Origin of the sequence: Pseudomonas rustica (genome assembly GCF_018336155.1) — a bacterium.
Lineage (GTDB): Bacteria > Pseudomonadota > Gammaproteobacteria > Pseudomonadales > Pseudomonadaceae > Aquipseudomonas > Aquipseudomonas rustica.
Genome location: NZ_JAGYHF010000002.1, coordinates 501,309 through 525,973, shown reverse-complemented (window position 1 = coordinate 525,973; position 24,665 = coordinate 501,309). Strand labels below are relative to the sequence as shown.

The window sequence follows — 24,665 nt, the reverse complement described above, 5'->3', positions numbered from 1 at the left end:
CAATAAAAAACAGGGAAGGAGGAACACATGATCAACACTCGATTGCGCCTGACGGGCGCGGCGCTCCCCGGTGTCGGCCTGGCAGGGCTGCTGCAACTGTGCGCAGTCGATGCGGCGCACGCGGTGGAGTTCAGCTTCATGGACAAACAGGTCACCGGTTCGATCGACACGACGTTGTCGTACGGTCGTATGTGGCGGGTGCAGGGCCGCGACAAATCCAACGATGACGTCAACACCAACGACGGCAATCGCAACTTCGACACCGGGCTGGTTTCCGAGGTGTACAAGATCACTTCCGAGCTTGAAGCCAACTATCAGAACTACGGTTTGTTCATGCGCGGCACGGGGTTTTACGACACGCAGCTGATGGACAAGCGCAACAACTACTACGACAACAACAGTCCCTCGCAACCGAGCCAGAGCTACCCGCAGGACGACCGTTTCACCAGCCAGACCCGCGATATTGCCGGCAGCCGCATCGAGATGCTCGACGCGTATGTGCACGGCAGTTGGGACGTCGCGCAGATGCCGGTGACCGCCCGAGTCGGGCGACAAGTGTTCAACTGGGGCGAGGGGATTTTCTATCGCGGCGGGATCAACACCACCAACCCGGTGGACGCGGCCAAGTACCGTTTGCCCGGCGCCGAAGTTAAGGAAGTGCTGGTGCCGGTAGAGGCGCTGAGCTTCAACGTCGGCCTCACCGATTCGCTGACCATGGAGAGTTTCTATCAGACCAACTGGAAAGAAACCCGCATCGATCCGGTCGGCACCTTCTATTCGCAGACCGACCTGTTCGCCGATGGCGGCAACACCGGTTACAACAACTTCAGCGGCACCGCGCTCGACACGCCGGTGCCGGGGTTTGGCAACGTGATCGGCTTGTACAGCGCTCTGGGTAACAACCCGTTGCTGAGTTCAGCCCTGCAAACCACCGGGCTGTACGCCAACGGTGTGACGCCTGCGTACGGCAACACGCTGAAAGTGGCGTCGATCGGCAAGGACTACAACGCGCGCAACGACGGGCAGTTCGGTTTCGCTTTCCGCTACATCGCCGAGCAGCTCAACAGCACCGAGTTCGGGTTGTACATGGTCAACTACCACGCTAAGGAACCGACCATCGCGGCGGATCTGGGCGGGTACAAGGGCATCGACATGGATGCGCTGACCAATCTGTTGTCCGGCGTCGCAGGCGATCAGGCCGGAGCGCTCGCCGGTGGTCTGGCCACGGCCGATGTGATGGGCAACATTCAGGCGCATCGTCGTTACGCCGAAGACATCCGCATGTACGGTTTCAGCTTCAACACCACGCTGGGCGAGGCCTCGGTGTTTGGCGAAATCGCTTATCGGCCGAACCTGCCGATTGGCGTCGCGGCCACTAACGATTTGATCGGCGACCTGGCCAACGGTGCGGCGGTGGCGGTGACGGGCCGGTCGATCAACGTCGGCGGACAGATGGTCAATCTCAACAGCGAGATCAATAACGCCGAGCGCGTCGAAGCGTTCAACACCTCGCTGGGCACCATCTACAACTTTGGCCCGACGGCCTCGTTCGACTCGCTGTTCGGCATCTTCGAACTGGCCTCGGAACATCTGCGCGGCAGCAGTTTGCAATACACCGCTTATGACGGCAGCACGCGTTATTACGCGGGGACTGGTAACTATTCCTATGTGTCCGGTGGTGATCGCGACGATCAGGTCAACCGTGATTCCTACAGCTACACGGCGATGCTCAACGGCACGTGGAACGACGTGTACGTCGGGGTCAACGTCTCGCCTTACATCGTTTACAAAGACGACTTTCAGGGCAACAGCTACCAGGCCGGCAACACCATCGAAGGTCGCAAGGCCTACACGCTGGGGATCAAGGCCAACTACCAGAACAAGCTCGAAGCCGAATTGCAGTACACCGAGTTCTACGGCGGCGGACAAAACAACGGCATCCGCGACCGCGACAACGTCGGGTTCAACCTCAAGTATTTCCTTTAAAGACCACACAGATCCCCTGTGGGAGCGGGCTTGCTCGCGAAGGCGGTGTGTCATTCAAGTAGTTGGCGACTGACACGCCGCTTTCGCGAGCAAGCCCGCTCCCACAGGAGAGACCTCACTCCCATTTCGGAGATTGATCATGTTTCACACTTCACGATTGACCAAAACCACGCTGGCGCTTGTCATGAGCCTGGCCGCCGGCAGCGTTTTCGCCGCCATCACCCCGCAACAAGCCGAACAACTGAAAACCACCTTGACCCCCATGGGCGCCGAGCGGGCCGGCAACGCCGCCGGCACCATCCCGGCCTGGACGGGCGGCATCACCCAAGCCCTGGCCGGCTACAAACCGGGTCAGCATCACCCCGATCCATACGCGGCGGACAAACCGCTGTTCACCATCACCAAAGCCAATCTCGACCAATACAAAGCCCACCTCAGCCCCGGCCAGATCGCGCTGTTCAACAGCTACCCCGACACCTTTCAGATGCCGATCTACCCGTCCCGTCGCTCCGGCTCGGCACCGCAGTGGCTGTACGACAACACCTTGAAAAACGCGACCTCGGCGAAACTGCTCGAAGGCGGCAGCGGCTTCTCCGACGCTTACGGCGGTGTACCGTTTCCAGTGCCGAAGGACGGCGTCGAAGTGCTGTGGAACCACATCACCCGCTATCGCGGCATCTACGTCGTGCGCCGCGCCTCCGAAGCGCCAGTGCAGCGCAACGGCAGCTTCGCGTTGGTGACCTCGCAGCAGGAAGCGCTGTTCAACTACTACCGCCCGAACGGCCAGTTCGCCGATCTGAAAAACATCCTGTTCTACTACCTCGCCTTCGTAAAAAGCCCGGCGCGACTGGCCGGTGGTGCAGCCCTCGTTCACGAAACCCTCGACCAACTCAAAGACCCACGCCAGGCCTGGGTCTACGACGCCGGCCAACGCCGCGTACGCCGCGCGCCCAATCTCGCCTACGACACGCCGATCTCATCTTCCGATGGCCTGCGCACCGCCGACGACACCGACCTGTTCAACGGCTCGCCGGATCGCTACGAGTGGAAGCTCAAGGGCAAACAGGAAATCTACATTCCCTACAACAACTACAAAGTCTCCAGCCCCGACGTGAAGTACGCGCAACTGCTCACCCCGGGCCACCTCAACCCGCAATACACCCGCTACGAGTTGCACCGGGTCTGGGTGGTGGAAGGCAACCTCAAACCAGGTTCGCGACACATCTATTCCAAACGCGTGCTGTTCCTCGATGAAGACAGCTGGGGCGCTGCGCTGGTCGATCAATACGACGGGCGAGGGGAGCTGTGGCGCGTGTCGATGGCCTACCTGAAAAACTTCTACGACCTGCCCACCACGTGGAGCGCGCTGGACGTTTTCCATGATTTGCAGGCCCGTCGTTACTACGTGCAAAACCTCGACAACGAAGAAGCCGAGACCGTGGATTTCGCCCAGCCGGTACCCGAGGATGCGTACTTTATGCCGTCGGCGTTGCGCCAGCGCGGCACGCGATAACCGACTTGGTGAGCCAGGCCATGCCTCGTGCAGGGCATGACCTGGGCCAACTCGATCAAGGCAGAACGCTTAATCAGAACCGCTTGAAGTAGTTCGCGGGGAACATGTTGCCTATGTCATCAGCCAGCCGGGTTTCAATCTCAATCTGGTTGAGATGCCCCACGGGGACTTCAGCGAAATTGAAGAAATTGAAGCCGTCGCTGATGTTGATGTCGGTGGACTGCTGTTGGGAAGTCAGTTGATGCCATATCCAGGTACTTGAAGCCCCGGTTGAATAGGCCTGCACCAACTGGTCGTTAACCAGCGTCGGATTTTGTTGCGGCTGTTGCGCATACAGCGGCGCGAGCGCAGCGACGTCAGCCATGGCAATTTCATACGCAGGATCCTGCGGCATCCGCGGAGTGACGTTGAGGCTTGAAGCTACTTGGGGGTAGCGACTCTCCGAAAGCAAGTGCGGCATCGGATAAATCACCCAAGGATCAATGACCAGCGGATCCAGGCCAGGGTCTCCCAGTAACGTGAATCTGTGTCCGGGAATTTCCGAGAGGTGAACGGGAAGTAGCTGGCTGTTGCGTGCTGAGGATGAGAGCAGGCTGGAACTGACGACAGCGTATTCATCGCAATTGCCGGTCGCAGCGGCCACTGCGTGTTGTGCCCAGGGCTGCACGGCTGATGGTTGCCCGACGTTGGCGCGCAGGGCATTGGTCATTGTCGAGGACAGCTCCAGACTATTGGAAATGGCACCGATCTGATTGCCTGGGCCGTTTGAAAGTAATGAGCGTGTCGTCCAGATCGTGTCATAGGCCAGTCTGTAACGCTCAAGATCGCCAGGTGGTTGCGGTTATTCCACTCCAGCGGCTGGCCCGGTTGCAGGGCGAGCTGGTTGCCATTGGCGTCGAAGCCGTTGTCGAGATCGGGTGGGACATCGCCCTTTTTCCTGCGCAGGGCGCGGTTACTGCCGACGGCGACTTGCAGGGCGCGGGTGTAGTTGTTGCCTTCAGATTGATGCCGCAACGTTATGAGGTTGCCGCGCGCGTCGTAGCTGTATCGCTGAGTGAAATTGACCAAACGACTGAGGTCACCGGACGCAGGGAGCCAGGCAGGGAGCGACGCTTGCACGCGCGCGCCTTTTATCTCCCGTCCTGTCGCCTGGATCAGTTGATAAAGGCTGTCGTACTCATAAGTACTGACGGGGAGGATGCGCTGGTTGGTGTGGTGTTGCTCGGCCTTGCTGCTATCCGTAACGCTCACGATATTGCCGACCCGATCGTAGTCGACGTGCATTGATTGCAGGATTCGACCATCGGCCGTGGCCACCTTGCGTTCCTTCACCCAGCCATTGGCGGGCTGGTAAGACGTCTGCTGGGTGATTTTGCCACCGACATTCTGCGAAGTGATTTGCCCCTGCTCGTTGTAGGTCACCTGGTCGAGAATCAGCGTTTGCCCGCTGTCATCGTGCTTTTGCAACGTGATTTTCTTCAGCTGGCCCGCCACATCGAATTCACGACGCTGGATATGCCCGCTGGCGTCTTTTTGCATTCGCAGCTCACCCGTCACAGCGTACTCCCAGGCTGTCGAGAAGCCGGGATCACTTTCCAGCAGGGTTTCCCGCTCTTCAGGGATTTTTGGCCAGCCCCCCGTGAGCGGCTGTTTCAGCAAACGCCGGGTTTCGCCAATCAGGTTGCCATCCAGATCGTACTCCGCCAACGCTCGACTGCCCGCGCTATCGTCATGACGAACCAGACGGCCGCACAGGTTATAGCGCGCATTGTCGGCCGTGCCGTCGGCGTAGGCCAAGCGCTCCATGGCTTGTTGTGTGCCTGCGTTGTGTTGCTCGAGGATCACTACCGGACGCATCAGGCTATCGTGTTCGAACTGCCAGTGACTGCCGCGCGCATCCCACTTTTCCTCAAGTTGCCCAGCCTCCCCGAACAGGCTGACGCACCAGCCGGCATCAGCGCTTCGGGTCAACAGGATTGCACCGGACAGGCTGGTGATTTCGCTGAAATCTGTGATGGAGGGACTGGCATCGACCGTGGGTGAATGGTGCTCGACGGACTGCCGGTAGATGTCGTGCAGGCTTCTGCTGATGCGTGCCTGCGGACGGCTGAAAGGGTCATTGCACAAGTACCTGACCTGGCGGATTTGAACTCCGCGGCTATCGACGACGTTCAGGGTCGGCGTATGGCGATGAAGAGCGCTCATGATGCGTCTCCCGGCTCAAGCGAAAGCGTGTTCTCGAAAGGCTTGTCGGCGTGGGTATCGTTTTCGTCCTCGCTCAGGGTGTACCAAGGGTGATAGGCATATCGGCGCTCATCACCGCTGGCATTGATGACCCTGATCAATCGCCCTGCGGGATCGTAGAATTGTTGATCGCAAAAGCCCGATGTACGCTTTATCGCGTCGTGGCTGTAGCGGTAATCGTCACTGAACCATGGCCGGTAGAGGCGGATGACTCGACCCTTGTTGTCGTATTCCACCGGTGCACTGACCCGCCAGCGTGCATCGACTTTCTGTTTGTTTTGCAGAGGCCGGCCAAAGCCGTCCTGACTGGCGATCATGATGCCGATCTGTTGCCCGGCAGCGTCCGGGTAGCGATCAGCCTGCAATGCAACACTGTGCACCGGTTCACGCACGGCGTTGCTTGTCTTACGCCGCAAGTAGCGTTGCGCCGGTGTCAGGGTTGCGAGATGCTGCAAGCGTTTGCGGGTGCTGGCGCGAATGAACCCGCCCGGGAGCAATTCGCCGGACGCAATCGCCTGATTGCGCCATTGCGACTCTTGTTCAGTATCGACAGGTGCCACCGTTCCCATCCAGCTCAGAGGGGCATAGAAAAATGCGCTGGCCGCTTGTTGCAAGGACTGCTGAGGCGACTCGATGGCAGCGACAGTTGACGTGTTCAACTGATGAGCGTCGAGCGGTTTGAAACCCTGTTGCTTGTCGACGGTTTTTTTATACTGGCTGAGTACGCGTACGTTTCCAAAGCCATCGTAACGCGCTTCTCGGATGATGCCGTTGGGGTCGATCAGTTGGGTGGCGCTCAGGGTTCGATAGTCAATGGCGCGTGTTTGCGTGGTGCATTGATCCGGCAGCGTGATCGAAGTAATCAGGCAATGGTAACGGTCATAGCCGATCGTAGTCGGCGCCTGTTGTCTGCTGGCGCTGAACGTTTTGGGTCTGAAAAAACCGTCCGCGCCCTGGTAAGTGGTGTAATCGCGTCGCACCGACCAGAGGTCTGCGGCAATCGCCCAAGTGTCTTGCAGTGGCGGCGCGATGGTCATATTCCGGTAGCCGCTGGCTTGTAGTTTTTCGCGGATATCAACAGCACGGGGCGCGGTCTGGAGTGTGGCGAAGGCTTTCAGTGCCAAGTCGTTGATCTCGGCAGTTTCGCGATGATCCATCAGCGCTTCGATACTTGCCTGGCCAACGGCCAATGTTTCATCAGTCTTGCTGTCGCGGTAGCGCAGCACTGACAGAGCGGTCAAGACGCGCAAGGTTTTCCAGCGAGCGGTGGCGCTCAGTTTCAGCATGCTTTCATGGTTGATGCCGGCGGGGTCGAGTCCGTCGGGCAGCGGCGACTTGGGCAATCTCAAGGCATGGGCGCATTGTAGATACGGCAATCCCAGGCGATGGTTCTGTCCTGCATCCAGATGAATGAAGCGTTCTCGGTTTTCCTGCACGTAGTAAAACTGCTGTTGATCGTCATGCGCATCACGCCACCATTGTTGTTGCCACTCATCAGTGAAGGGACTGGCATCAGTGGCCTGTTTACGTCGGGCATAACGGATCTCTATGGAGTGGGTGGTAAACCCGTACTGATCCCATTGCAGATTGAGTGTATGGCGGCATTGCGGATCATCGGCGATCCGCTCGTATTCAAGGCGCACCGTTTCGGCAAGTACGGGGTGCACGATGGAACACGGACTGTGCTTGCCGCGTCCCCGGAGTTCGTTCAGTTGATAACGATACGTCTGCACTGAATAAGGAACCACTGATCGGGCATCGGCATCGCGGGCGTAAGTTTCTTCACGGAGGACGCTGCCCGCCAACGCGATGGCCATCTCACGCTGACGGGATTTCCAGTGGGCTGTCGCCGCCTTGCGTTTGTGGGTGTCGGGAGACCAGCTTTCGCCTATGTTCTGAATGGCGGGTTTCAAGGCGACCGCGTCTTTGTCACGCCAGTCCGAAGCCGGCAACAGTGGATCAATGGTGTCACCGCTGTGGAACCAGGTTTTACTGAGCATTGGCGGGGTATGAGCGCTGTAGGGGCTGGATCCGCTCTCGAGGCTGTCTGTCTGTTCAAGTAATCCGAAACCGCGGAACTCACGCTCTTTGCTGTCGTAGGCTGCGCGTCGGTAAGTGAAATGGCGAGTTAATCGATTGTCGGTAATTTCGTCGTGCACGGTCTGCTCCTTGACCACGGGTAACGGAAACGGCAATCGACAGAGCGTTTTTTTGTTCTTCGCCAGTAACTGTTTTTTCTCATCCAGCCACTCTTGGGCAGAACTGCGATAGCGGATGCTGTGAATGGCGCCCATGTTGTTGTCGGTTGTTCCGAGCAAGTACGGTTTACCGTTGACGAAGTCATAGCGCCAATACCTCGTCGCGCTGCCCGGTATCCCGATCACCAGGCTGGAGCAACCGATACCCTGCAGGTCGGCTGCCCTGACCTGACAGAAACGATCCAGGTGCAGGCCATTGGGCCAAGGCAATTTGATCGGTGCCGCCAGTCCGTTGCCAAAGCAGTTCATGAAAATACGGGCACCATCGGCTTGCAGATAAATCAGGTCGGTGGCGCCACTGCCATCCAGGTCAGCCAGCAAAATGCGCGATGCGTCGAAGGATTCGTAGGCAAAATCAAGTGGGGCAATGACCCGGCCTGTGCCGAATCGGCCTCGTCCAAGATTCGGCCAGCACTTCATTTCGTTGTGACGAATGCGCACCAGATGTTGCTGGCCGCTGCCCAGCACATCGCTGAAGGCCACCAGTTCGCTGGCGGAGTGGTTGTCACTGGGCAAGTCATCGTCATCAGGCATGCGCAGTATGTCGGTTGCCATTTTGAACCCTGCCTTGCCCAGGCTGGCATTCAGCCTCACGCTGCGGGGGCCGATGATGGCCAGATCGCCGAGGCCCGTCCCCATCAGATCGACCAACTGTCCGTTGGCCTGGAAAAACTCTGTGGGGAATGCCTCAAAGGGCGTGAATCCCGACCATTTGCCTAAAGCATCAAGGGTGAAAAAGCCGCTGATGCCCGGTTGGAGCATTAGCCAGTCCGGCCGGTCATTGCCGGTGAAATGGCCAAGGATTTGCCGGACAGATTTGCCGCTGTCAGCGACGGGGATGTGTGGCAGTAATTGCGCAGGCAGATAGTCCACACGATCGCCGCCGTCCTCATGACGTTTGGGGGCACAGTAACGCCATGCTTTTTCAGTCTGCTGAAGAATCCCCGGCAGACCCTCGCCGTACAGGTCGACAAACTGAAACAAGGGCGGATGTTGCAGCGTGTTCAGCACTTCGAAGGGCTGGAACCGGTTTGTCTCGGGTTGCCAGTCAAACGGGGTGTAGGAGAACTCGAGCGGAGGCAGGTAATCGGTATTGCCGTCACTGCCATAGGCCTGATTGAACACGGCGGTCAGCAAACTACAGGACAGGGGCGAGGTCTGGTACTCGAACAAAGCGCGGCGTACCAGTATCGGGCCGCTGGTCATTTTTTCTTCATCGGGGAAATGGTGAAACATCAGCACCTGCCGGCACAGGCGCGTGGTGCGCAACTCGAAACCATAGCGAAAGTCCGAGAACGGATCTGGACGCTCCTCTACGATGGCTCGCCCCGCGACGTCAGGTTTGTCCTCCAGCGTGGCCGCACGTTCGCCGTAGTCGAAACATAACTCGAAATGGCAGCGTCGATCAGTGGCGGATGGATGGGTGAATGCGTAAAGCTGTGGAGCGCCAGTGACGTTGCCATAGCGCACACGGGTCAAGTAACACTGGATGCCTGTAGCGAGGGGCTCGGTGCTGTACTCGTAAAGGATGTGTTCACCGTGGGCATTCATGCTTTCTTCAAGCAACCATTCCGCGACGTGGTCAGGGTGGGCCGGATCAGCGCGGCGTGCCGACGGTGTTTTGCCATAGACGTGCTGGTGGCCATCCGCGCTGCGTACCAGCCAGAACCCGACCGGGTTATCAGCGCTCGCCCAGTGTTCGATGCGATCGAAGCCGCGCTCGACCCGGGGGCGGTAGCGCACCACGCTATGAACGGGGTTTGTCGAATCGTCAGCGTAGTGTTTCCGGGTGGATTCGATCGCACCGCTGTCCTTGTTCCGGTCAGGCATCCAGACCGTGCCTTCGGGGCCGACGAACAAATCCTCATCGTTGTATGCCGGTACGCCCAGGCTGGTGCGCCGGGATATGGTCGGCACTGGCAGGTACCAACCCAGACCGAATACCCCATTGCCGTGGCTGGAGCTGTAGCGTAAGGACAGTGCTGGCGCATAACCGCGACCTGCCGAGATCGGCAAGGCGATTTCGCAGGTGGCCGCGCCGCTGGAACCGACCGTGCCGATGTTCGCTCCGAGCGTTTGAATCGCACCGCCTCCCTTGGGTAGCGACTGCGGGGTTGCTATGAGTTGAGGGTCTTGGGTCATGGCGTGAGCCCTCCGACCCTGGCGGTGTAGCGCAGGTGAACGATGACATCGGTGAGCGATTCGAGCATGGCTCTTTGCGAGCGGTGATTGGGAAAGGACAACTTCCATTTCGAGACCGCACCGGTGTATTCGAATGGCAAGAAGCGCTCATCCTGAAAGCTCAGCATGAACAGGCCGCTGTCATCGACGCCCGTCGACAATGCGATTTGCTGATTCAATCTTGCCTGTTTGAGGACAGTCTTGCCGTCGCCGGGCAAGACCACTTCACTCGCGGTTTGGGTCAGCGTGGCGCGGATATCTTCATAAGGGCCGACGATGGCCGGCAGCGAAACACTGATGCTTTTGATCCGGCGCAGACAGTGCCCGGGATAGGCATGGTCGAAGAGCGATTGGCTCAACTCGAACTCGCAGGATCCATGGTTCACCAGCTCGAATTTGATGCCTTGCATCGCCGGGTTGCCGCCAGCCCCGGGGACGATGTCATCCCAAGACTTGTTGATGGATTTCGCCCCGCCTGGCATATCGTCCTCTTTCTGCTTGAGTCGTCGCAGCGACACGGTCTTGCGAATCTCCAGTTCGCGGTCATGGCACAGCAGGTAGGCATCGTTCATCTTCAGCAACCCAAGCTTCATTCGCTCACCCGGGCCCAGACCCCGATAGGTGGTATTCCACGCCAGATGCTCAAAGAAGGGCGGGGTTGAATCGTCGGCCAACTCATAGCGCCAACACTGTTCCGTCAGTCGGCACAGGGCGAGTGTCGAGTCATACACCTGGTAGTAGAAGCTCGAAAGCTGATTGGTGAACCACTGATAAAGCTGTGAGTTGGTAAAACGCTTGCTGAGAAAGTTGTAGGCGTTGCGGGCTTGGTTCAGTGCCGTCCGGGTTTGTCGTAATAGCAGTTGCGAGGCGGCTTCCTTTTCGGCCTCCAGCGCCAGTTGGGCATCGATCTGGGCAATTTCCAGGGTGACCTGGTCGCGGGCGAATATCCATTCCTGATGGCGGCGACGGTATTGGGCGGCGCGTTCGAGCGCTTCGCCGGTTCCGTGGGCGGCAGTGGCTGCACCCATTGCCGCTGCTGCCACAGCCATAGGGCCGCCTTCCAGACGAAATCCACCGTCGGCCAGGCCGAAAATATTCGGTACGAGCTTCAATCCATGGCCGACGGCCTGTGCCGCATGCGCGCCAGCCTCGGCAATGCGCCCGGTCAGATGGGCAACGGCGGCGCCGACTTCTTCAGGATTGAGGACTTCATCAACCAGCTTGCTGTAGTAGTCCCGGCGTCCCTCCAGGATGGCTCTACCGGCAAGCAATGCCTCGCGGGACTTGCGGTCGATTGTCAGGGAATGCGTCTGCAGTTCGACGGCCATGTTGGCGATGTCCCAGACATGGTGTTGTTGCAGCTCCAGATAGCTGGCCTGCTCGCTACGTTCGATAAAGGACAGCAGCGTCGCGCCGAACTGGATGACACTTTCCACCGCCGTCATGGCTTGGGCGTGCATTGCGCGGAAGCGGTAGGGTGGAATCACCAGACCGGAGCGCTGGACGTTGCCGGGCTCCGCCGCTTTTGGCGGATTGGTGCTCAATGGATCGCCCGAGTCCGGAGTTGAACCGAAGATTGGAGGGTTTAAGGGCCGGCCGACGATATCGAGATTGTGCCGGAGGTTGTGCAAGCGACTTTCCAGTCTGTCCCAGTGCGCGATCAATATCGGATTGAAAGGCAACCGCAGGTGCGGGGTATCGATGGTATGGATCGACGGTGGATGGGCGTAAGGTCGCACGCACACCTCAGGTGCCAGATTTTCCTGTGCCGATATGTCTTTGTTTTCGGTGCTCAGTTTTTTTTCAAAACTGCGCAGATCCGCGTTGATCTCGCTGCTGAAGTCGCCGAGGGTTATCGCGTTCCAGATGTCGGTCTGGCGGATATCCGGGCGCGGCCCGAGCAAATCCGCTGCCCGGACATACCATAGCTTTGCCTGCGATAAACCGTCCGGGGTCAACCGGCGATAGGCGGCATCGGCGCGATTGAGCAAGATGTCGATATGGAGCATGTACAAGGCTTTTCGAAAGTGAACCGGGTGACTCAGTGCGATTTGATGCGGATCCTGCGGGCCCTGAATGGCATGGCTGAGTTGCCCTGGCGCCGGAGTGCTGGAAGTCAGCGGTACTGAGTTCCAGTAATCAGGGCTGCCGCCCGCGATTTTTTTACGACCGGGATTGAACAGGTACTGCAACCAGTTTTCGGCGTGAGCGTATTGCCGCTCCTGATTGAAACGATGGGCCACCAGCCACGGCAAATAGAGAAATAGCTCGAAGAAATAACGACCGTAGGCACCATGGAAATCCATTACCCCGGCATCGCCGCCCGCCTCGAAGGGCGGCTCGGGCAAGTGCTGTGAACTCCAGCTCAGCAAATCATCCATGCTGGCTTCGGCACGTTCGATCAGGTGCCTGGCGAACGTGATGTTCATTCGGATGGGCGAGCGTTTTTGCTTTTCAGTGACTGTGCTGCCGGATTCCGTGAACTCGATCTCGGATCCGGCGAAGTCGATGAACTCAGTGGTTCCTGTCTTCGCATCGAAGTGAGTGTTGATGCTGGGGGCGATGCGCTCGTTCTGAAGCGCTTCATGGAGAAATTGCAGTTGTCGTTGCTCACCCGGCGGAAAGTGCTCGGCAAGATTTCTCAGAGGAACGTCTGTGTCAGCCTCTAGCAGACCGCTTGCACGAATGTCGGATCTGGAGATGGCATCCTTGTCGATCTGCGCCGACATCCAGAGCAAATGTTTCGCAGCCTTTTTGACGTATGGCACGTCAGTGACATACAGCGCGACCAACAGGCACGCATCATTCTGATCGTAGACAGCGATAGTCTGTGTGCCCTTCAGCACTTGCTCCACGCTCAGCGTGTGCATCTCTGTATGTAGCCCATAGGCTTGCACGCAGCTTGTGGGCGTACTCCAGCTTCCATCGTATTTCTTGAAACACATATTCAGACGGAATAAAGGGTTGGTCTTGGGCTTCGCTGGATCGCTGTTGCTTGAGGCCTTGTCTTGAAAGATGCATTCGGCCCAGATCACATACAGGCGCTTGTTGAACATCACGGGACGGACAGTGTGCTCAATGGCGCTTTCGGAAAAGGGCAGATCGAAGCGGTTCCAGTCCGACCAGGCCTGGGGTTCGGGCGCATCGTATTGGCTGGTCAGTGACTCAGGGACGCTAGGTCTTTTCGTCATGTCCAGTGAGCGCCAGTACCAGGTGTTCGCCGTTCTGGATCGGGCAACAAAGTAATAAGTACTGGCGCTGAAAACGCTGCCGTCGATGTAACCGTTGACGGTTTTCAGGTTTGCCACTTCTTCCAGCCTGCTCAGATAAGCCAGTACCGTGGTTTGTACAGACTCAATGCTTAACTGGTTCTGGTTGAGGTCGTTTTCCAGTTTCTTGAAGCTCTCGGTGCTGTTCTGGCGCAACGTTGGATCAAGATAGGCCGCCGGGAAATAGTGCAGGCGTTCGTTAGTTGCCCAGCCTTGGTATTCATGCATCGCCGTGCGCCAGGTTTCAATCTGGTCGGGTGCAACGACTGCCGTGTGATACCCCTGCTCCATGCTATCCAGAATGCTGTTGATGTATTGCTGCAGGCTGGCGATAGCGCAAGCCACCGGGCTGGTCGGCACGTCCTGGCTGACCAGTACGTCCAGCAGCAAGTGGTGGTAGAGGTCATTGGCGGTCTTGAGCTGCGTTTTAATGTCGCCGCTGTTTGAAACGTCCGAATTGATCAAGGACAGATAGAGCCCGAGCAGCGCGTCACGCAGGCTTTCTTCAAGTTGTTTTTCGATCAGTGCTTTCATGTTCGTTCCTTGAGCATGAGATGGGATCAGTTTCCGCTGGCCATTACCGCCTCACCGACGGATTTCCAGTGCTCTTCAGGGCTGTCGTTCTGCAGTCTGGTCGCGTCAAGCAAGGCCGCCGCGCCCAGGCCGGTTTTTGCGCAGGTGTCGTGACAGCGCACAAGCCAGTCAATGTCCTCCATGGTGCTGGCCCGTGAGCGGGGTAATCTGGCGGTCAACAGACTGACTTGCGCCGGCGTCCAGTTCAGCAGTCGCGCCAGATGAAGGTTGCTGGCGTCCGCGGATGAGCCGGGTTCGTTGGCCAGCTCCAGATAATTCAACAGGCTTTCTTCATCATGCTGATGGGTCGTCATGCAATGGACTATCCGGTCGAGCAGGTAGAGGGTCTCGAGTGTCAGCGCCAATGCCGAATTCGAGCGTTGCAGCCAATCAGGATGGTTCTGAAAAACCTGTAACGCCCTGTTGCTCATTTGCAGCTGAACGGCCGCCCGGGCATGGCGCAGGACGGGTTCGAGGGTCGATGCGAGAGCGTTCAAGCGTTCCGAGGACAATGCGGCAAGCAGGATTCGGTGAATCGAGGACTTCGCCCAGGTCACTACGCCCTTTGCACACGTCATGGGAAGCCAGCAGGTTTCCTGAAGAAACGTCTCGATCAGATGTTGCTGTCGATCATGGGCTGGCAGGAGCAGGTCTTTGAGTTTTTGTCGGGCGTTTTTCTTTAGTCTCTGACTTTCCGCGTCGTCGTCGACGTGAATCAACAGCGCGGGTAATTTCTCGAGGGCCGCGTCCATCTTTTCAGAGGCGTCGTCCGTTGCCAGCGGCGCGAAATTTTTCACCAGACCCTTTTCATCGAGCAAGTCGATCGCCAACTCTGCGCGCAAATTCGCACTGTCGGGCAATGACAAGGCTGCCAACTCGGGCGTCGTCACCACGGCTTTTCGTGTTGCAACCTGCAGACTGGTGAAGTGTTGCAGCAACTTCCCCAGCATTTGCTCGCTGCTGCTTGCCGGCTCGAGGAGCTGCTGAAGTCCCGGGATGTCAAAGACGGACTGCTTGATCCAGCGGCTGCTCCAGTCCATTTGCATCAGGACATCAAGCATGTCGAGATCCCGTGGCGGGCTCTCGGCGCTGGTCAGTGTGACCTTTACGTAGGTTTCAAACAGTGCCCGGTTTGCGCCCTGCCTGGTTAGCGTTACGAAAGGGCTTTGCAACTGCAGCAGTTCATCGAGAGTGCCACCGTAGGTGGACACAGTCCCCGCTAAGGGCGTGACGGTATTCGCCGCGACCTCATGAGGCATCTTGAAATAGAGTTCAGGCATCTCCCCGGATAAATTACGGGGATAGCGGACAGTGATCACGTTGTCGATCGAGTCGGAAAAAAAAGCCGTTCCTATCTCGATGCTGGAGCCTGGAAGCAAGTGCCAGTGCTTCATGTCCGCCGACAACGGGGCGCCGATGCACAGGTTTATCTTGAGCCCTTCAAGATCGGAGCAATCGACCTTGATTTCATGCTCTTTGGTCTGACCTGACACCAGATACGCGGCAATCCTTTCTCCGCCCAACAGATTCGCCAGCGTCGCACTTTCACTGACGGTGAAGCCGAACAGCTGCGCAATGCGAGCCTGGCGGTAAATGGAAGACAACGTGTGCGGGTCGCACTTCAGCGAGCCCAGTTGTTTCTCGGTATTTTTCACAATGTGCAACAGCGCGTTTTCCGACAGGGGAATACCCAGGCTGGCGCTCAAATGCTGCAGAACCGAATGCGAGAGTGGATCTGTCGGGTTTGACGAAAACGCTCGGCCATCAAGCAACAGCGGCTCATCGAACAAGCGCGCCTGATTGAAGATCCGGTCAAAGAGTGCCGGCTCATTACTGGTCGCGGACGTTGATACAAGGTGCAGTAACGCGGCGAATTCCTCAGCCTTGAGTGAATAGTTGCGCTGAAAATATCGATACACACCGAGTGCGCGAATCACATAACGATCAATTTGCAGCCTGGGTTCCGGTGCGCGCGGCGAGCCCATGGCACTGCAGATGAGGACATCCAGATCGGCAAAGGGCAACTCCAGCCAGCGCTGCAGGCGAATCATTCGATGCAGGCGCTCTAAACGTTGCGCGGTTGCATGTGAGATGCGCGCAGGTTGCGTGTTTCGGTCGATCGTCATCGCCGGGTAGTTGGCGCTAGTCGCACCGTTGACGTATCGGGCTGTACCGGCACCGAATGAGCTAGCCCCCAGACGATTCTGAGGGGAGTTGTGCAGGGCGTATCGGCCTTGCGCGAGTACTGCCTCCAACTGGTCGGCATTGAGCTCGGTTCGCTCGAGGAAGGTGCTGATGCGACTGAGATCGTCGGTCGTTGCCGGGCCGTAAACAGGTTTCCAGTGTTGCGACTGTTGCTCGGCTGTAAACGAATCACTTGCGACGCTCGACAGTGTTCTGGCATCAGGCCAGTCAGTCAGGAGTGCCTGACGCTTGGGTCCCAATCCTGACATCAGGGCCTGTGCCACACGCGGTGAAGATTGCGGCACGCTGCCATAAAGATGGCTTTCATGCTGGCTTAAGGGGAGATGTTGGCTGATGCGATAGTTCAACTCGCCCAGCGCGGTGTTTTTTTCGTTCAGCCCCAGCAGGCATTGGTGATGAAAGAATTCGTAGGGAAGGACGAAAGGGAACTGCCGTTGAGCCAGCAGTTGATAGGTCGATTGAGCTTTGTCGGAGGCCGATAACAGCCCTGCGCGAATATTGTTATCCAGCGTTTCGTTGACGATCCTGAGCATCGGTTGAGCAGTGAAGGTGCTTTGATGACTGATCGACAGTAGCGACAGATCCGGGCGTCGTGCAGCCAAAAGAATTCGATCGTTTTTCTCTTCGCTGTTTACTGAGGGACTTGACTCCAGTTGCAGAGCAAACAGGTACAGCGCGCGGAGATAGGCGACCTGCGAATCGATGGCGGCAATCGAATCGACCTTGCAGGCATCGTCCCAGTTTTCCATGAACAGATGGGTGTAAGTGGGGGCTTGTTCCTCGGCTTTGCGAATGCTCGACGGATGCCAGTGGTGTTGTGCTTTTCCATCTGAAGTGCGCTGTTCCCGGTAGAGATGCGTGAGCTGCGCCGCAAGGCATCTGACATTGTCGAAAAGCGTATTTGTATCGATTGAGGACGACAGTTGGCTCAGTGATTGTCTGGCTTCAACGCCGGCGCGGACCCTGGCGGCGAATTCGGCCTCGGTCAGTCGGGTGATGTCGAAGATCGAGCCGAACTTCAGATCCTTGTCGAAAAGCTCTTTGAACTCGCTCTCCTGATCTTTCGGACTGTGCGTCTGGATCAACGTCTTGAGCAGTGTTCGGTCGGTCATCCCGGTTGTCTCCTTCTCTGTGGAGAATCGACACTACGCGGGACGCTTCGACAGCGCTGTCAGCCATTGCGGCCGTTGGACACAGGATATTCGCCGCTGCGCATCGGAAAGGGATCACGAGGATGTAGGAATTTGAAGGGCGGGGGCGGGATATGCTTCGGGCGCTGTAGATGTCGTTGCACGGCTCCAGCGCCGGAGACGTGCAACGGACAGTTTAGCGGTCGATTCAGACCCGGAAGTGGCTGACCATCTGCTGCAGCTGACCACCCAGGCGCGCCAGCTCAACACTCGACGCCGCGGTTTCATCACTCGCCGCTGCGGTCTGCTCCGAGACGTCGCGCACGTTGATGATGCTGCGGCTGATCTCTTCCGCCACTGCGCTCTGCTGTTCAGCCGCCGCCGCGATCTGCTGGTTCATCGACTGAATATTCGACACCGTGCGGGTGATGCTTTCCAGTGACAGGCCGGCCTTGCGCGTCAGCGCGACACTGCTGTCGGTCAGTGCGCGGCTGTTGTTCATCACTGCCGAAACCTGCTGGGTGCCGTTCTGCAGACCGGCGACCAGGCCTTCGATTTCTTCGGTGGATTTCTGTGTGCGCTGGGCCAGGCCACGTACTTCGTCGGCAACCACGGCAAACCCGCGACCGGCTTCACCGGCGCGCGCTGCTTCAATCGCGGCGTTGAGGGCGAGCAGGTTGGTTTGTTCGGCGACGGCTTTGATCACGTCCATGACGCTGCCGATCTTGTCGCTTTCCTGTTGCAGCACGCTCATGGCTTCGGTCGAACGCACCACTTCGCTGGCCAGACGTTCGATCTGCGCGATGGCTTCGTTGACCACTTTGTCGCCTTCGCGGGCTTCGCCGTCAGCGGCGGCGGCGGCTTGCGAGGCTTCTTCGGCGTTGCGCGCGACTTCCTGCACGGTGGCAGTCATTTCGTGCATCGCGGTAGCGACCTGATCGGTCTCGACTTTCTGGCTATTCACGCCGGCGCTGGTCTGCTCGGTGACGGCGGACAGCTCTTCGGCGGCGCTGGCGATCTGGGTGACGCCGTCGCGGATGCCGCTGATCAAGTCGCGCAGGGTCACGCCCATGCGCGCGATATCTTGTTGCAGCACACCGAGTTCGTCGCGACGGGTGACGATGACGTTGTGGGTCAGGTCGCCGCTGGCGATGCGGTCGACCACGGCCATGGTTTCGCGCAGCGGACGGGTGATCTGACGGGTGATCAACACCGCGGCAATCACGCCAACCAGCAACGCCAGCAGGGTGCTGATCAGTTGCAGAGTACGGGCCTGAGCGCTTTCGGCGTCACGACGATCGAGTTGGATCTGATACAGCTGCTCGCTCTGGGTGACGATGGTCGCGCCCTGATCGGTCATTTCCTTGCGCGCCTGCACGGCTTCGCTGTTGGCGTTTTTAAACGCCTGTAATGCGCTGCGGTAATTGACCAGCGCGGTTTCCAGCTGACGCAGGGCATCTGCCTGAGTGTCAGCGAAATGCACGTTCAATTGTTTGAGGCTGGCGATCGCCACGTCGAGTTGGGCGACGGCTTTCTGCTCGGTGTCGGCGTTGGTGGCGGCCATGTAGCTGCGCACTTCGTAGCGGGTGAGGATGAACGCTTCCTTGGCCGTTGTGATGGCCTGGAACTGTTCGAAACGCTGCTCACTCATGTCCATGTGCTGCACATGTTTGCTGATCGATTCGATCTGACGGTACGCGGCCTCGGCATTCACGCTCATGGCGTCGCGCGCACTGTTGGCGGTGCGGTAGGCGTTGCGCATTTTGTTCAGCGAGGTCTGGTATTCAGCGATGGTCGCTGCCTGCGCCTTGAGCAACTTGACGTTTTCCGGGCTCTTGAAGCTGCTGATCAACTTCTGCTGTTGCGCGGCGAAGGCTTCAAGGGTGGTCTGCACGTTTTGCGCGGCGGTTTCATCGCCGTTGGTCAGCATGTATTGCAGGCGCACCACGCGCAGTTTGGTCAGGCCGGAGTTGAGCTGGGTGATGTCGCTCATCCAGTTGCTGCGGTCGATCAGGCCGCCGAGGCTGGTCCAACCGGTCAGGGCCAGGACGCAGGTCAGGGCCAGCACCAGGCCGAAGCCCAGGCCCAATTTCATGTTCACGCTGATGTTGCCGAACCAGCTATTCATCACAAATCCTCCAGAAACGTTGGGTTTCTTGGTCGTCGGTTAGGCTGGAAGATTGTTGTTTTTTTGAGCCAGCAAGGGTGTTAGCAGGTCTGTATCGGCCGCGATGCCGAGAGCTGAAAGGATTTTGTCCTACGGAATTTGTAACAAAGGATCCCAAGACTTTTTTCACATGGGTTTCACTGGCTGCCCACGCCCGCCTCTGTACCTTCGCCGCATCGAATGACAAGTGATGCATGCCGGTGAGGCGGCTTTTTGTGGAATTGAGACTGAATCTGTTCGGCGTCAAACGCTCGATCGATCTGAGTGGTTTGGCGCGTTTTCGCAACACGTGGGTGGTGTTGGCCGCCTCCGTGCTGGTGATTCCGCTGACCCTGTGGCTGTTGGCACCCGCTGCCGTGCCGGATCTGGCCCACGGCAATGTCGCCGGCGCGCAGGCGTTGGCGCAGGGCTGGGCACAAGGCGACATGATTGTGCTGGTGCGTCACGTTGAGCGCTGCGATCACTCCAAGGCACCGTGCCTGAGCGGCAATGACGGCATCACTCAACGTTCGCGCAGTGTCGCGGATGCGGTGGGTTCGCAGTTTGAACAACTGGGCCTGAGCAACGCCGACCTCTACAACAGCCCTATCGAGCGCACCGTGCAGACCGCCGGTTACATGTTCACCAAGACCTCCACCGCCGCCGACTGGTTGATCAGTTGCAAGGGCCGGATGTTGCAGGACGCGCTGGCGCACAAAGTGCCGGGGCGCAATTTGATCCTGGTGACCCACAGCGAATGCATGGGGCAACTGGAGAAAGACCTGAACGTACCGGCCTCCGATCCCGGCTACGGTTCTTCGCTGTTTGTCTCCGCTGCCAATCCGGCGGCCCCACAGATGCTCGGCTTCATTGAAGCCTCCGACTGGCGCACGGTGACCACCCGATGAAATCGCGTTTCTATGCTTACAACTTCGGCATCCCGCTGCTGTGTGCAGCGGTGGTGTTTCTGCTGTTTGACATGACCAAAATCGACATTGCTTTCAGCAACCTGTTGTTCGATCCGCTGACTCAGACTTTCCCGCTCGACAAAATCCATCTCTTCGAAAAAATCACGCACAAATGGGCGCGGATCATTCCGAACTGGACAGGGGAAATCGCCGTGATCGGTGCGATGCTCTCGGTGATCTGGCCATTGGTCAACCCGCAGAAACGTCCACGACTGGGTGCCTTCCTGCAGCGCAGCAGAGTCGCGCCGGTGCTGCGCTTTGCCGCCGATCATCGTAGGGATTTTTTCTTCGTTGTGGTGGCGTTCGCCGTTTGCACCGGGGTGATTCACTTCCTCAAGGCGCACACCAGCGTTTACTGCCCGATCGAGACCTCGCTGTACGGCGGCAAAATGGCTCATGTCGAGTGGTACGAGAATTTCCAGTTGTTCCATGAAGCGGGCGAGGGCCGTTGCTGGCCGGGCGGGCACGCGTCGGGTGGTTTCACCATGCTGGCGCTGTACTTTGTTGCGCGACGCTACCAGTGGCGGTTTTCCAAGGCGATTTTGTGGGGCTCGTTGTTGCTCGGTTTTGTCTACGGCACGACGCGCGTCCTGCAAGGCTGGCACTACATGTCCCACACGTTTTGGGCAGGGATCTTTGTTTGGCTGGCGTGTTTGCTGACAGCGTTGGCGTTTTATGGACGGGCGCGGTTGGAGATGCCGGTGTTGGAGAAGCATGAGCGGACAGTGTCAGTCGCAACGTCGGCAGCACTCGCTGAGTAATGAATAACCCAGTGTTTAGGGGAAAATGTGGTGAGGGGATTTATCCCCGTTGGACTGCGCAGCAGTCCCCTTCTTTCTCAAATCAAAAGAGGGGGCGCTGCGCACCCCAACGGGGATAAATCCCCTCGCCACAAGGGTTTGTGTTTAGTCTGGTTTAGTCTGGTTTAGTAGGTGACGAAGTAATAAGCCTGCCGCCCAACTATCATGGTCTTCAGCACTTTCAGCGGCGCAACAGGCTCAGTATCCGCCGAGATCACCGCCACATTCGTCGCTGCCGCTCCCAGAAACGCCCGCAACTGCGCCTCCGTATCGAGCCCCTTCAGCAGACTCTGCGTATAAAAAACACTGGCACCGCCCACCCGTTCATTCGCCTGAAACAACGCCACCTGATGACCACTGGCCTGCAGCGATTGAATGTGTTCCGTCAGCGGCAGGAACGACAGGTGTTTATCCGCATTCGGCAGCGCCCACTGCGCCGCACCGAGATAACCGGCGATCACCACCGCCAACACGCCGAATCCCAATGCCTGACGCCGACGAGCGATCCAGCCTACAAATCGATTCGCCGATTCGTACGCTTTCAACCGCTCGAACAATACAAATGCATACTCAGCCGCGATCACCGCAGCCGCCGGCGTCATCGACATCAGGTACACCGTGCGCTTGCTCGACGCCAACGTCAGCATCACAAACTGCGCGACGATCCACAGGCTGAAAAACAGCAGATACCGATTCGCCTTCAACTCTTTACGGAAGTGCCACAGCCCCAGATACACCAGGATATTCCACGGCAAAAACGCTTGCGGCAGCTTGGCGAGGTAGTAATAAAACGGCTCGTAATGCCCGGCCTCAACGAACGACCCGCTGAAACGTCCGACACTGTTGGTCAGCAACACCTCTCTGACCGCTTGCGCCCCGCCATGCTGATAAAGCACCACCAGCCAGATCAGCAGCGGAATCAGACCGACCACGGTGAGCAATCCTGGCCGCAACCAATCCCTGATCTTCAAGCGCCGGTCGATCAGGTTGTCCGTCAGCAGATAAGCAAAAATCACCACGCCAGGCATCGCTAAGCCCAGCACACCTTTACTCAACGTCGCGATGGCAATGCCGACGACAAACAGCAGCGAATTGCCCAGCGTCGGCAATCGCTGCGCCTGGAAAAATGCCAACAACGCCGCCGTCACGCCGAGCGCCAGCAGCGCGTCTTCGCCAACGCCACGTACGTTGCTCCAGTAACTGGCCATGGTCGCCAGCAGAATCCCCGCCGTCCAAGCGACCCTTTTCGGCCGCTCGAAGCGACGCAACATGCCGTACAACAACATCACGCTAAACAACCCGGCCACCGCCGAGGCCAACCGCACCGCCCACGGCGAAACGCCGAACACGCGCATTGCACCGGCGTCCAGCCACAAACTCAGCGGGGGTTTTTCCAGAAACGCTTCGCCGAACAGACGCGGCGTCACCCAGTCGTTGTCCAGATGCATTTCCATGGCGATGCCGGCGACGCGGGCCTCGGTGGAGCCTTGCAACTGATGGTTGCCCAGCGCAAAGAAAAACAGCAGGGCGGCAAGCAGAAACAGCGAAGTGACGGCACGCGACATGACGTTCAGGCTACCGAAAGGGGCGGGAACCCCGAGCATACGTCGGCAATGCTGAACAATTCGTGAAGCTTAAGCGAGTGGTCGCGACCAACGTTTGTCCGGCGTTTCGAACCGCGGATTGACCAGCGCCGTCAGCACATGATCCTGCCAGCGTCCGGCAATGTTCAGATACGCCTTGGCGTAACCCTCACGCTCGAAACCCAAGCGCTCCAGCAACCGTGCACTGCGCTCGTTGCCGGGAATGTAGTTGGCCATGATCCGGTGCAGGTTCTGCCCCTCGAACATGTACGCGATGCCAGCCTCCAGCGCTTCCTGCATCAAACCCTGGCCCTGATGGGCTTCATCGATGTGATAACCCAGATAACACGCCTGAAACGCCCCGCGAATAACCCCGCTGAAATTGCACGCGCCGATCATCTGCTGGCCGTCCGGCGACAACAGCGCGAAATGCATCGCCAGTCCGGCCTCAAACGCACTGGCCTGAATCTCGAGACGTCGACGGATTTGCGCGGTGGAGAAATATTCAGTGGTACGGATCGGCGACCACGGCGCGAGATGGCGCAGGTTGCGGCGATAGAACTCACTTTCGAGTTCCGCCTGATCCGGGGTAAGAATCGCCAGCGTCAGGCGTTGGCAGGGCAGGGTCAACAGCGGCATCGGACGTTCCGGTCGGCGGGGTTGTCAGACAGCATTGCCCGACACCGCAGAAAATACAAACCGGTTGATGTTCTGTAGGCGCTGCCGAAGGCTGCGATCTTTCGCTCCTGCGTTTTCAAGATAAAAAGATCGCAGCCTTCGGCAGCGCCTACACGGGAAACCTTGAACGATGAGGAATTTCAGGCAAAAAAAAGCCCGCAGGAGCGCGGGCGAACCGTAGTTTCTTGAATGAGCGAGCGAACTTTACAGGTTCGGTCGGGCAGGGGCAGTGAAGAAAAATTCATCTCGTTTGCGGCCGTTAATGCCCGCCTGGGTCGAACCGTGCAATCACCTATGGAAGAGGTTGATTGTTAATTACAGTGATCACCCGTTGTGGGAACGGAATGGTGATGCCTTTCTCAGCGAGGGCGTCCCGGGACTTTTCGTTGAACTCAAACATCAAATCCCAATAGTCGGTATTCAATGCCCATACGCGCAGTGACATTGTTATTGCGCTATCGTCCAATGTGCTCACCACTACCTGCGGGGGAGGGTCGCTCAGTACTCTCGGATCCCGACACATCTGCAGTAGCACTTGCCGTGCAGTGTCCAGATTGGCGTCGTAACCAACACCAACGTCGAAGACAATTTTGCGCAAGGTTTCGCTTGAGTAGTTGGTGATGACTCCATTGGAAATACTCCCGTTCGGCACGACGATGCGCTTGTTGTCCGTACTGAGAATGACGGTGTGGAAAATGAGAATAGAGTCGACCGTGCCATACACGCCTTGGGTTTCTACCGTGTCGCCCACTTTGTAGGGGCGGAAAAGCAGGATCAAGACACCACCGGCGAAGTTGGACAAACTTCCCTGCAATGCCAATCCTATGGCCAGGCCAGCAGCACCCAGCGCAGCGACAAAACTGGTGGTCTGGATTCCAATCATTGACGCCACACTGATGATCAGCATGATCTTCAGTGCGGTATTAACCAGGTTTCCCACAAATCCTTGCAGGGTTTTATCCACACTGCGTTTTCCCAGCAACACGCCGACTCTTCCGGTGACGGTGCTGATCACCCACCAGCCAAGGGCCAGAGTGGTAAAGGCCAACGCAAGGTTGGCACCATACTCCAAGACAACGGGGAGCCAGGTTTCGGTGTGTTTAATGACTTGGTCAAAATTAAAATCCATGG

The 24,665-nt window shown here is 58.1% G+C and carries 13 protein-coding genes and 1 pseudogene; 4 read left to right on the top strand and 10 right to left on the bottom strand.

Annotated features, from left to right (window positions below; translation table 11 throughout):
* Window positions 1-27: 27 nt before the first annotated feature.
* Together KFS80_RS05475 and KFS80_RS05470 are read left to right on the top strand one after the other, a co-directional pair.
* A complete protein-coding gene (locus KFS80_RS05475; RefSeq protein WP_212544176.1) occupies window positions 28-1,986 on the top strand; it encodes a DUF1302 domain-containing protein in 1,959 nt (652 codons plus the stop codon).
* A gap of 184 nt (window positions 1,987-2,170) precedes the next feature.
* The gene (locus KFS80_RS05470) at window positions 2,171-3,499 is read left to right on the top strand and encodes a DUF1329 domain-containing protein (RefSeq protein WP_420851021.1); all 1,329 of its coding nucleotides are present in this window, start codon (window positions 2,171-2,173) and stop codon (window positions 3,497-3,499) included.
* Window positions 3,500-3,572: 73 nt separating this feature from the next.
* On the opposite strand, the gene KFS80_RS05465 is transcribed toward KFS80_RS05470, so the two are convergent.
* From KFS80_RS05465 to KFS80_RS27255, 7 genes and pseudogenes are all read right to left on the bottom strand, one after another.
* Window positions 3,573-4,208: a hypothetical protein gene (locus tag KFS80_RS05465; RefSeq protein WP_212544174.1), complete on the bottom strand. Its 636-nt coding sequence runs from the start codon at window positions 4,206-4,208 to the stop codon at window positions 3,573-3,575.
* Entirely contained in the window at window positions 4,205-5,704 is a 1,500-nt protein-coding gene (locus tag KFS80_RS05460; RefSeq protein ID WP_212544173.1) for an RHS repeat protein, read from the bottom strand. The genes KFS80_RS05465 and KFS80_RS05460 overlap by 4 nt, the downstream gene beginning before the upstream one ends.
* The gene (locus KFS80_RS05455) at window positions 5,701-10,143 is read right to left on the bottom strand and encodes a SpvB/TcaC N-terminal domain-containing protein (protein ID WP_212544172.1); all 4,443 of its coding nucleotides are present in this window, start codon (window positions 10,141-10,143) and stop codon (window positions 5,701-5,703) included. The genes KFS80_RS05460 and KFS80_RS05455 overlap by 4 nt, the downstream gene beginning before the upstream one ends.
* The gene (locus KFS80_RS05450; RefSeq protein WP_212544171.1) at window positions 10,140-13,985 is read right to left on the bottom strand and encodes a Tc toxin subunit A-related protein; all 3,846 of its coding nucleotides are present in this window, start codon (window positions 13,983-13,985) and stop codon (window positions 10,140-10,142) included. Before KFS80_RS05450 ends, KFS80_RS05455 begins: the two co-directional genes overlap by 4 nt.
* Window positions 13,986-14,011: 26 nt before the next feature.
* On the bottom strand, window positions 14,012-17,341 hold the full coding sequence (locus KFS80_RS05445; RefSeq protein ID WP_212544170.1) for a Tc toxin subunit A: 3,330 nt from the start codon (window positions 17,339-17,341) through the stop codon (window positions 14,012-14,014).
* A gap of 226 nt (window positions 17,342-17,567) precedes the next feature.
* Entirely contained in the window at window positions 17,568-18,431 is an 864-nt protein-coding gene (locus KFS80_RS27260) for a methyl-accepting chemotaxis protein (protein ID WP_371262359.1), read from the bottom strand.
* A pseudogene (locus KFS80_RS27255) lies at window positions 18,426-19,352 on the bottom strand (methyl-accepting chemotaxis protein); the annotation flags it as partial. The gene KFS80_RS27260 and the pseudogene KFS80_RS27255, both read right to left, overlap by 6 nt.
* A 389-nt stretch (window positions 19,353-19,741) precedes the next feature.
* On the opposite strand from KFS80_RS27255, the gene pmrG reads away from it, so the two are divergent.
* Window positions 19,742-20,413 (top strand): lipopolysaccharide core heptose(II)-phosphate phosphatase PmrG, encoded by a 672-nt coding sequence (pmrG, locus tag KFS80_RS05435; protein WP_338109586.1) that lies wholly within the window; start codon window positions 19,742-19,744, stop codon window positions 20,411-20,413.
* A complete protein-coding gene (locus KFS80_RS05430) occupies window positions 20,410-21,234 on the top strand; it encodes a phosphatase PAP2 family protein (RefSeq protein ID WP_212544167.1) in 825 nt (274 codons plus the stop codon). Before pmrG ends, KFS80_RS05430 begins: the two co-directional genes overlap by 4 nt.
* A 164-nt stretch (window positions 21,235-21,398) precedes the next feature.
* Here KFS80_RS05430 and KFS80_RS05425 read toward each other — a convergent pair whose 3' ends face one another.
* The 3 genes from KFS80_RS05425 to KFS80_RS05415 form a co-directional block, all read right to left on the bottom strand.
* Complete coding sequence (locus tag KFS80_RS05425; RefSeq protein ID WP_212544166.1) at window positions 21,399-22,838, bottom strand: ArnT family glycosyltransferase; 1,440 nt, start codon at window positions 22,836-22,838, stop codon at window positions 21,399-21,401.
* A 69-nt stretch (window positions 22,839-22,907) separates the two neighbouring features.
* Window positions 22,908-23,495, bottom strand: coding sequence for a ribosomal protein S5-alanine N-acetyltransferase (gene rimJ, locus KFS80_RS05420; RefSeq protein ID WP_212544165.1), 588 nt, complete (start codon window positions 23,493-23,495; stop codon window positions 22,908-22,910).
* Between the two features lie 331 nt (window positions 23,496-23,826).
* The gene (locus tag KFS80_RS05415; protein ID WP_212544164.1) at window positions 23,827-24,663 is read right to left on the bottom strand and encodes a mechanosensitive ion channel family protein; all 837 of its coding nucleotides are present in this window, start codon (window positions 24,661-24,663) and stop codon (window positions 23,827-23,829) included.
* Window positions 24,664-24,665 lie beyond the last annotated feature (2 nt).

What these genes read in the sequence shown, in the direction of transcription:
- KFS80_RS27260 (WP_371262359.1), bottom strand. Translation starts at nt 18,431, where the DNA reads ATGGGCGTGACCCTGCGCGACTTGATCAGCGGCATCCGCGACGGCGTC.
- KFS80_RS05415 (WP_212544164.1), bottom strand. Translation starts at nt 24,663, where the DNA reads ATGGATTTTAATTTTGACCAAGTCATTAAACACACCGAAACCTGGCTC.
- KFS80_RS05465 (WP_212544174.1), bottom strand. Translation starts at nt 4,208, where the DNA reads ATGACCAATGCCCTGCGCGCCAACGTCGGGCAACCATCAGCCGTGCAG.
- KFS80_RS05425 (WP_212544166.1), bottom strand. Translation starts at nt 22,838, where the DNA reads ATGTCGCGTGCCGTCACTTCGCTGTTTCTGCTTGCCGCCCTGCTGTTT.
- rimJ (WP_212544165.1), bottom strand. Translation starts at nt 23,495, where the DNA reads ATGCCGCTGTTGACCCTGCCCTGCCAACGCCTGACGCTGGCGATTCTT.
- KFS80_RS05430 (WP_212544167.1), top strand. Translation starts at nt 20,410, where the DNA reads ATGAAATCGCGTTTCTATGCTTACAACTTCGGCATCCCGCTGCTGTGT.
- KFS80_RS05445 (WP_212544170.1), bottom strand. Translation starts at nt 17,341, where the DNA reads ATGACCGACCGAACACTGCTCAAGACGTTGATCCAGACGCACAGTCCG.
- KFS80_RS05455 (WP_212544172.1), bottom strand. Translation starts at nt 10,143, where the DNA reads ATGACCCAAGACCCTCAACTCATAGCAACCCCGCAGTCGCTACCCAAG.
- KFS80_RS05450 (WP_212544171.1), bottom strand. Translation starts at nt 13,985, where the DNA reads ATGAAAGCACTGATCGAAAAACAACTTGAAGAAAGCCTGCGTGACGCG.
- KFS80_RS05470 (WP_420851021.1), top strand. Translation starts at nt 2,171, where the DNA reads ATGAGCCTGGCCGCCGGCAGCGTTTTCGCCGCCATCACCCCGCAACAA.
- KFS80_RS05460 (WP_212544173.1), bottom strand. Translation starts at nt 5,704, where the DNA reads ATGAGCGCTCTTCATCGCCATACGCCGACCCTGAACGTCGTCGATAGC.
- KFS80_RS05475 (WP_212544176.1), top strand. Translation starts at nt 28, where the DNA reads ATGATCAACACTCGATTGCGCCTGACGGGCGCGGCGCTCCCCGGTGTC.